An 8,375-nucleotide genomic window follows, 5' to 3' on the forward strand; every position below is an offset into this window, starting at 1 on the left:
AAATCTACCTACTATGAAAACAAAATTACTTTCTTTCGTAATGGTATTTACAGCTATAGTTAGCTATGCACAACAAGATGCGCAGTTTACACAATACATGTACAACACCATAAATATCAATCCGGCATATGCAGGTTCCCGTGGAGCATTGAGTATTTTCGGATTATATCGCACTCAATGGATTGGTCTTGACGGAGCGCCAAAAACCAGTACTTTTTCCGTAAATACCCCCATAAATAATAGCAATTTGGGAATCGGGTTTTCACTGGTTAATGATAAAATAGGACCTACAAACGAAAATACTTTTTCGGCCGATCTTTCTTATACTGTGCAAACATCTGCAGATTTTAAACTTTCATTTGGAATTAAAGGTTCAGCCAATTTTTTTAATCTTGATGTGAATAAACTAAATCCGGAAAGTCAGGGAGATCCAAAATTTCAGGATTTGAACAATAAATTCTCTCCAAATGTAGGAGCCGGAGTTTATTGGCACTCTGATAAAGCCTATCTTGGTTTGTCGATACCTAATTTTATCGAAACCAATCGCTATGATGATAATGATTATGCTATTTACAAAGATAAAATCAATTATTATTTAATAGCCGGATATGTGTTTGATCTTGACAGACTTCAATACATTAAATTCAAACCTGCTGTCCTGACCAAAATGGTTTCAGGTGCACCACTTCAGGTAGACGTTTCTGCCAACTTTATGTTTATGGAGAAACTTGTACTTGGTGTCGCCTACAGATGGAGTGCTTCTTTAAGTGCTATGGCTGGCTTTCAGGTTAGTGATGGTCTATACATTGGATATGGATACGATCGTGAAACCACTAAGCTAAACAATTACAATTCAGGTTCACACGAAATCTTCCTACGCTATGAATTCTTCCGAAAAAATAGTAAAATGACAACTCCTCGTTTCTTCTAAAATTCTTTATCATGAAAAAACATATCCTCATTTGCATCACAATAGGAAGTCTTTTATTGTCTAATGGCTTCGCACAGAAAAGCAAAATTGTTTCTGCTGACAAAAAATATGATAGTTATGCTCACATCGATGCAATTAAAACATACCAAAAAGTTGCAGAAAAGGGCTATAAATCAGAAGATATCTTTAAGAAGTTAGCAAACTCCTTTTATTTCAATTCTGAATTCGAAAAAGGAGCGAAATGGTATGGTGAACTGTTTTCTATGAATATTGAAGCAGAGCCTGAATATTACTATCGATATGCACAATGTCTCAAAGCTACCGGAGACACAGCCAAAGCCAAACAAATACTTGATCTCTTCAAACTAAAACTAAAGAACGAAAGTAAAGTCAAACTCTCTGAGTCAACTCCTAATTCTACAAAAGATGGAAAACCATTTATTTCAAAGGAAACCATTAAATAAATGAGAAAAAAGAAATATAAAATGATAACTCCTCGTTTCTTCTAAAATTCTTTATCATGAAAAAACATCTCCACATTTGCATCACAATAGTAACTGCTTTTTTATCTAATGGTTTTGCACAACAAGGTAAAATTGTTTCAGCTGACAAAAAATATGATAATTATGCTTACATCGATGCTATTAAAACGTACCAAAGAGTAGCCGAAAAAGGCTATAAATCAGAAGATCTCTTCAAGAAGTTAGGAAATTCCTTTTACTTCAATTCTGAATTCGAAAAAGCAGGTAAATGGTATGGCGAATTGTTCGCCATGAATACCGAAATAGAACCTGAATATTACTATCGATATGCACAATGTCTCAAAGCTGCCGGAGATACTGCTAAAGCCAATCAGATGCTTGATCTCTTTAATCAAAAATCAAAAAATGACAAAAGGGCCAAACTCTACGAAGCAAATAAAAATTATCTGGAAAAAATAAAAGCCAATTCCGGACGCTATACAATCGAAAATGCGGCATTAAACAGCAAGTACTCTGATTACGGAACGGCAATCTACGAGAATAAAATTATATTCGCTTCAGCCAGAGATACCGGTAATTTTAATCAGCGAATCCACAAATGGACAGGAGAGCATTTTACTAATTTATATCAAGCCGATATTGATGAAAAATTTAATCCCGGTGCTGCAAAAAAATTTAAGTCTAAAATAAACACTAAATTTCATGAATCTACCCCCATTTTTACCAAAGATGGAAAAACCGTTTACTTTACCAGAAACAATTACATCAATGGAAAAAAAGGAAAAGATGAAAATAAAATTACTCTAGTAAAAATATACAAAGCCACATTTGAGAATAATCAGTGGAGCAATATAACAGAATTGCCTTTTGACAGTAATAATTACAGTACAGCGCATCCTGCCTTGAGTCCCGATGAAAAAACACTCTACTTTGCTTCAGACATGCCCGGATCAATGGGACAATCTGACCTGTATAAATCTACTATTAATGCCAACGGACAATTTGGAACTCCTGAAAATCTGGGTCCCGGTATAAACACCGAAGGTAAAGAAAGTTTTCCTTATGTAACGGATCAAAATGAAATTTACTTTGCCTCTGATGGTCACCCCGGACTTGGTGGGCTCGATGTTTTTGTCGGGAAATTAGATCAGAACGGAGTAACAAATATTCAAAATGTGGGTGCCGACATCAATTCTCCGAAAGATGATTTTGCTTACATAATCGATACCAAAACCAGAAGAGGCTTTTTTTCTTCCAATAAAGATGGCGGAAAAGGTTCAGACGATATTTATCAATTCTTAGAAAGAATACCCCTGATTTGCGTTCAGGAACTATACGGAACTATAACAGATCTCACTACTGGCGAAGTATTACCAAATACCAAGCTCAGTTTATACTCCGATAATCTTAAAATTATCGCAACAACCTACTCTGATTCTAATGGAAATTATACTTTTCCAGTCGAATGCGGTACAATGTACTTTGTCAGAGCCGAAAAAGAAAAATATTACACCAAAGAAGAAAATATTACGATTCCAAAAGAAAACGGAAAAACAGAATTATCAATAGCTTTAGAGAAATCGGATTGCGTTGTGACCATTGGAGATGATTTAGGAAAATGTTTCGGTATCAAAATGATTTATTTCGATTTAGATAAATCAAATATTCGCACTGAAGCAGCTCTGGACCTGGAAAAAATACTTGATGTATTGAACCAATATCCAAAAATGAAACTAGATATTCGTTCTCATACCGATAGCCGTGCAACATATAAATACAATGAAGCTTTATCAGACAGAAGAGCGAAATCTACCATACAATGGTTAATTAAAAATGGCATAACACCAGACCGATTAACGGGTAAAGGATATGGAGAAACCCAACTTGTAAACAAATGCTCAGATGGAGTACCTTGCACTGAAGAAGAACATCAAATGAACAGACGCAGCGAATTTATCATTACTGCTTTGTAAAATATCTTCACAAAATAGAACTTTAGGTTCGGTTTTTGCTTTTATCCGTGTATTACTAATTTAAAAAAATACGAAATCATGAAATTATTAAAACATTTATTCTTCGGAATACTATTTTTTGCTGTTAGTACTTCACATGCTCAAGTATCTGTAAATGTAAACATTGGAACTGCTCCGGACTGGGGGCCAATAGGTTATACTAACGTACGCTATTACTACTTACCAGATCTCGAAATGTACTATGATATAAATGCCTCTAATTATATTTATATCAGTAACGGAAGATGGATTAGAACAAGAAGTCTTCCAAGAAGCTATAGAAATTATGATCTGTATAATGGATATAAAGTTGTTCTTAACGATTACAGAGGCAACTCTCCTTATGATAATTTTAAAGTTCATAAAATCAAATATGCTAAAGGATACAAAGGTGTCCCACAAAAAACTATTGGGCCAAAACCAGGTAAAGGAAACAATGGGAATTGGGAGGGTCATGGACGTGGAAATGGAAATGGAAATGGCAAAAGCAAAGGCCATGGAAATGGAAATGGAAATGGTAAACATTAAAATATAAACAAAGAGGGAGACTTATTAAGTCTCCCTTTTTTTCTTCTGATTTATTATCAATGACCTTTAATATTCATTCTTTGATTGGCTTAAAATTCTAAAGATAAAAATTATTCCAGATGCGACAGAACCCTAAAAACTAACGTTCTTAATTTTTCGCATTTATCAAAATGTACAACTAAGAGAGAAAACAATCTCAAATGGAAAAATATCCCTTTATTTGGATTACTATCCGCCAATTTTAAACACAGAAACCGGCCAATTTACAAGAAGGGGATTTCTTAAACGATATCTATTTGCCAAACCTTCTAATCAATTTCAAAAACATTCTAACATTGAAAACCTTCACACAGCAGAGTAAATTAAAATCCGTAAACTGACTGAACTTCGCAAAGATGAGATATACTAAGCCTTCGAACTGGAGCAGTTGGAAATAAAGAAGATCGGACAAGTCTCTTTCTTAGAATATTTTAAAAATGACCGAACCACAAATTATACATATAGATTAAAAACCTCTATTAGAGTAGAAAGATCATTGATATCTAATTTATCAAAAATTCTCATTTTATAAGTACGGACAGCCGACAACTTAATATTCAAACTATCAGCTACTACCTTATCCCCTACTCCTGCTACCAATAACTTCCCTATTTCAAATTCTCTATTTGATAGTTGTTGGAACTTTTTAAATATATCAGAATTGTTTATTATGTTTTGAATATTTTGACTCATGTATTTACCATATACGAGTACTGAATTTATTGCATGTCTGATTTCATCTTTGGAACTTAATTTACTCAGGTAACCATTTGCTCCGACATTTAGATAACGTATAGTATAGATATCTTCATCACCAGCCAATAAAAATAAAATCTTAGTATCAGGCTGAAGCTTCTTTATGCTCGGAATTAAATGAAGAATTCCTCCATCCCGGAAATTGATATCCAATAAAAGTAAATCAATCTTTTTCCTTTTTACTAATTTTAAGATTTCTAAAAAACTACCGGTTTGCAATACTTTCACTGATGGAAAAGCATCTTTCAACAAAAAGGTAACCTCTGGCCGTGCACTCTCATCATCTGTCACTATAAATATATTACCCTTTATCATTATTTTTTAATTAATCCGTATATTCTAAATTTTAGATTCTGTCACATTTACTATATAAATTAAAAAAACTGAGAGTCATAAATTATTCTGACAATTTACAAAATGATATAAACATACTTGTTTCTGACTTAACCATCTGATGCTTCCTCAACAAATGCACTACTTCTATTCCATTTAATCTTTGTCTGGCCGATTCAGAACACAAGAATCTAGCTCTGAACTTTATATCAATGAGTATCAACAAGAAGCAAATCTAAAATAAGTAATTATCGCTTGTTTTTCAGAAATGACCAACAAGTGCTATCTTCCTCTATCCAATAACTAAAATTTCATGTTCTTACTCCAATAACTAAATTGTTATTTTTGAAACATCTAATTCTAAAATACGACACTAAAATTACTTCTGAACTATTATAAACTCACTTCTACGATTAAGCTGATGTTCTTCTTCTGTACATTTTACTCCATCTTTACAGCCATTTACCAGCTGGCTCTCGCCATAGCCATGGCTTGTTAAGCGATCCGGAGCTATATTTCCTTTCTTCACAAGATACTCCATGATCGATTTGCTTCTTTTATCAGACAAAGTCATATTGTATTTATAACTTGCACGACTGTCAGTATGCGAACGAACATCTATTTTTAGTCCCGGAAACTCCTGCATGGCTCCTATTACTTTTTTTAATTCAATCTCGGCATCAGGTCTGATATCCCATTTGTTTAAATTAAAGAAAATGGGTTCGAGTTTCAGCACTTGTCCTAAGTCAGTTCCGGTTATAAAATTGCCTTTTTCCATCAGCAGTTCCTGCGTAATTACACTCTCTGCCGTTGTCCCCGTAAGGGCTATAGCTTCAGCAGTGGTATACTTTTCTTTCTCTGAACGTACTAAATATTGTTTACCGCAATCGAGCTTATCCGGAAAAGAATAAGTACCGTCTAATCCGCTTACCGTTTGAGCAATTAACTGCCCGTCACTCGTTAACAGTTTTACAGTCGCCCCGCCAATGATCTCAAAAGTTCTGTTATCCTTAACGATTCCTTTTATATACTGTTTGCATGGTGGAATGACTGGTTTAAGCTGTTTCAAACTGTAAATTTCATCATTCTGAGAGTTCTCTCTGTTCGAAGCCATATACCCTTCTCCGTTTGAATCAATGATAAAGGTAAAGTCATCCTGCGGACTGTTTATAGGTTCTCCCAGATTGTAAATGGAGCCAAAACTTCCGTCGGGATTCATTTTAGAGACGAAAACATCTAATCCTCCCAATCCTTCGTGTCCGTCTGATGAAAAAAACAATCTGTTGTCCTGTGTAATAAAAGGGAATGTCTCACGGCTTTCGGAATTAATTTCTTTCCCCAGATTGATTATTTTTCCAAAGGTATTTCCGGTAATCGAAACCTTATACAAATCGGATAGTCCGTAACCTCCCGGCATATCAGAAGCAAAATAAAGTGTTCTTTCATCTGCACTTAAAGAAGGATGCGCTACTGAATACTGATTGGAGTTGAATGGCAACTCTTCAACAGTCCAGCCTTTTTTAGTTCGCTGTCCTCTGTACAATTTTAATCGGTTCAAACCATTATCATCCTGTGCGTAAACATTGTTTAAATAGTTGTTACGGGTAAAATAAATCGTCTTTCCATCCTTGGTAAAAACGGCTGTAGATTCGTGATACTTCGAATTGATATCTTTTGAAAAGAAACTTACTTTTTCTTTACCGTCTTTATTGATGCGATACAAATCTGAAAAAGGCTGATTGTTCCAGGCGTGAATGTTCTTATCATACTTACGATGCACTCTGTTGGAAGCAAAAACAAGGGTATCACCATAAAACGAAGGTGCAAAATCGGAATACTTGTCATTGAAATCTACTTTATTGATTGTAAATTTTCCGGACTGCAATCCAATTTCTTTTAAATAATCTCTATTGTCATTAAATTCTATTGCTCTAAAATCGCTTCCTTTAATTTTGTAAAACTTGTCCATCACTACATCAGATTCGGCATAAGCTTTTAACGTTTTTAACGAAAGTGCATATCGGTACAAATATTCGGGTGGCACATTGCTTTCTGATTTCAAATAAGCGTTATACCATTTTGAGGCGCTTTCATAATCTGAAATAAAATAATAAGAATCGCCTAATTTTTGTAATAGTTCAGGAGAAGCATTTCCTCTATTGGCTACTTTTAAATAGTACTCTCTGGCGTATATAAAAGAGTACAGATCGTATTCTTTATCTCCTTTTTTTGAGGTTTCTTTCTGAGCGTATCCTAAAGAGGTCACTAAAAACAGACACGAAATAAAATATAGGTATTTTTTCATTTTTGAGGTGTTTTAAGTTAGACTAAAAGAAACGTGGCGATAGTATTTTCTTTCTCAGATTGAAGAGCTCGAACCGAAGGAAAATCTCATGAGATCCACTATTGTAGCGACTCAACTTGGTGGTTTCCCAATCATAAGCATATCCTACCATAAACTTATCTGATATCTGGAATCCTGCCATAGCACTTACGGCCGCATCCCAACGATAAGCCACTCCCAGTGTAAATTTTTCACTAAACAGAACATTAGCCGAAACATCCACTGATAAAGGTGCTCCACTTACCGCTTTGACCAGTAATGCCGGTTTTAGTTTTATAAAATAATCCAGATCGAAAACATAACCTGTTATAAAATACAGGTGAATACGCTCTGAAGCAGTGCTATTTACATTGGAGTTGTAATGTTTGGTTTCTAACAAATTAGGAGAACTTAACCCTGCATAAAACTTTTTAGTATAATAGTAAGCTCCTACTCCAACCTGCGGCGAAAGTCGGTTTTCTATATTGTACTGAAGGTTAGGATCATTGGGGTCAAAAGCTCCTGTATTGGCCTTTGAGAAATCGACACTCAGTAAATTAAAACCTCCGTTTACTCCTAAAGAAAGTGTTTTTCCGTCATCAACCGGAATTTGATAGCTGATGGCACCGTTTACAGTGGTTTCGTCTGAGATAAAAATTTTATCACTTACTATAGAAAGTCCAAGACCTAAACGGTTTCCCACCGGACTATGAATCGTAAAATTCATAGTCTCGGGAGCTCCGTTTAATCCAACCCACTGATTGCGGTACAAACCAATTATGCTAAGCATGTCCCGGGTTCCTGTATACGCTGAGTTGATGGTCATGGTATTGTACATATATTGTGTATACTGCGAATCCTGCTGTGCCCGACTGCCTTGTGCTGTTAATAAGCTCAACAACATCATTATTCCTATATATGATTTCGTAATTTTCATTTCGTTAGATTTTTATATTAAATAATTCAGGCTT

The 8,375-nt window shown here is 34.8% G+C and carries 8 protein-coding genes; 5 read left to right on the plus strand and 3 right to left on the minus strand.

The genetic code is table 11. The annotated features are described in order from the left end of the window. Positions 1-13: 13 nt before the first annotated feature. From ACAM30_RS20380 to ACAM30_RS20400, 5 genes are all read left to right on the plus strand, one after another. Positions 14-931, plus strand: coding sequence for a type IX secretion system membrane protein PorP/SprF (locus ACAM30_RS20380; RefSeq protein ID WP_369616347.1), 918 nt, complete (start codon positions 14-16; stop codon positions 929-931). Positions 932-942: 11 nt separating this feature from the next. Further along, positions 943-1,395 carry a tetratricopeptide repeat protein gene (locus ACAM30_RS20385; RefSeq protein WP_369616348.1) on the plus strand — a complete coding sequence of 151 codons (453 nt, stop codon included), beginning with the start codon at positions 943-945 and terminating at the stop codon, positions 1,393-1,395. Between the two features lie 56 nt (positions 1,396-1,451). After that, positions 1,452-3,386: an OmpA family protein gene (locus ACAM30_RS20390; protein ID WP_369616349.1), complete on the plus strand. Its 1,935-nt coding sequence runs from the start codon at positions 1,452-1,454 to the stop codon at positions 3,384-3,386. Positions 3,387-3,464: 78 nt separating this feature from the next. Continuing rightward, on the plus strand, positions 3,465-3,953 hold the full coding sequence (locus tag ACAM30_RS20395; protein ID WP_369616350.1) for a hypothetical protein: 489 nt from the start codon (positions 3,465-3,467) through the stop codon (positions 3,951-3,953). A gap of 160 nt (positions 3,954-4,113) precedes the next feature. Next, positions 4,114-4,314 carry a hypothetical protein gene (locus ACAM30_RS20400; protein WP_369618670.1) on the plus strand — a complete coding sequence of 67 codons (201 nt, stop codon included), beginning with the start codon at positions 4,114-4,116 and terminating at the stop codon, positions 4,312-4,314. Positions 4,315-4,445: 131 nt separating this feature from the next. Here the strand turns inward: ACAM30_RS20400 and ACAM30_RS20405 are convergent, their stop codons facing one another. The 3 genes from ACAM30_RS20405 to ACAM30_RS20415 form a co-directional block, all read right to left on the minus strand. Next, on the minus strand, positions 4,446-5,063 hold the full coding sequence (locus tag ACAM30_RS20405) for a response regulator (RefSeq protein ID WP_369616351.1): 618 nt from the start codon (positions 5,061-5,063) through the stop codon (positions 4,446-4,448). Positions 5,064-5,460: 397 nt separating this feature from the next. After that, complete coding sequence (locus tag ACAM30_RS20410; RefSeq protein WP_369616352.1) at positions 5,461-7,386, minus strand: OmpA family protein; 1,926 nt, start codon at positions 7,384-7,386, stop codon at positions 5,461-5,463. A gap of 22 nt (positions 7,387-7,408) precedes the next feature. Beyond that, the gene (locus tag ACAM30_RS20415) at positions 7,409-8,341 is read right to left on the minus strand and encodes a type IX secretion system membrane protein PorP/SprF (protein WP_369616353.1); all 933 of its coding nucleotides are present in this window, start codon (positions 8,339-8,341) and stop codon (positions 7,409-7,411) included. Positions 8,342-8,375 lie beyond the last annotated feature (34 nt).

Origin of the sequence: Flavobacterium sp. CFS9, assembly GCF_041154745.1 — a bacterium.
Classification (GTDB): Bacteria; Bacteroidota; Bacteroidia; order Flavobacteriales; family Flavobacteriaceae; genus Flavobacterium.

What these genes read in the sequence shown, in the direction of transcription:
- ACAM30_RS20380 (WP_369616347.1), top strand. Translation starts at nt 14, where the DNA reads ATGAAAACAAAATTACTTTCTTTCGTAATGGTATTTACAGCTATAGTT.
- ACAM30_RS20385 (WP_369616348.1), top strand. Translation starts at nt 943, where the DNA reads ATGAAAAAACATATCCTCATTTGCATCACAATAGGAAGTCTTTTATTG.
- ACAM30_RS20390 (WP_369616349.1), top strand. Translation starts at nt 1,452, where the DNA reads ATGAAAAAACATCTCCACATTTGCATCACAATAGTAACTGCTTTTTTA.
- ACAM30_RS20395 (WP_369616350.1), top strand. Translation starts at nt 3,465, where the DNA reads ATGAAATTATTAAAACATTTATTCTTCGGAATACTATTTTTTGCTGTT.
- ACAM30_RS20405 (WP_369616351.1), bottom strand. Translation starts at nt 5,063, where the DNA reads ATGATAAAGGGTAATATATTTATAGTGACAGATGATGAGAGTGCACGG.
- ACAM30_RS20410 (WP_369616352.1), bottom strand. Translation starts at nt 7,386, where the DNA reads ATGAAAAAATACCTATATTTTATTTCGTGTCTGTTTTTAGTGACCTCT.
- ACAM30_RS20415 (WP_369616353.1), bottom strand. Translation starts at nt 8,341, where the DNA reads ATGAAAATTACGAAATCATATATAGGAATAATGATGTTGTTGAGCTTA.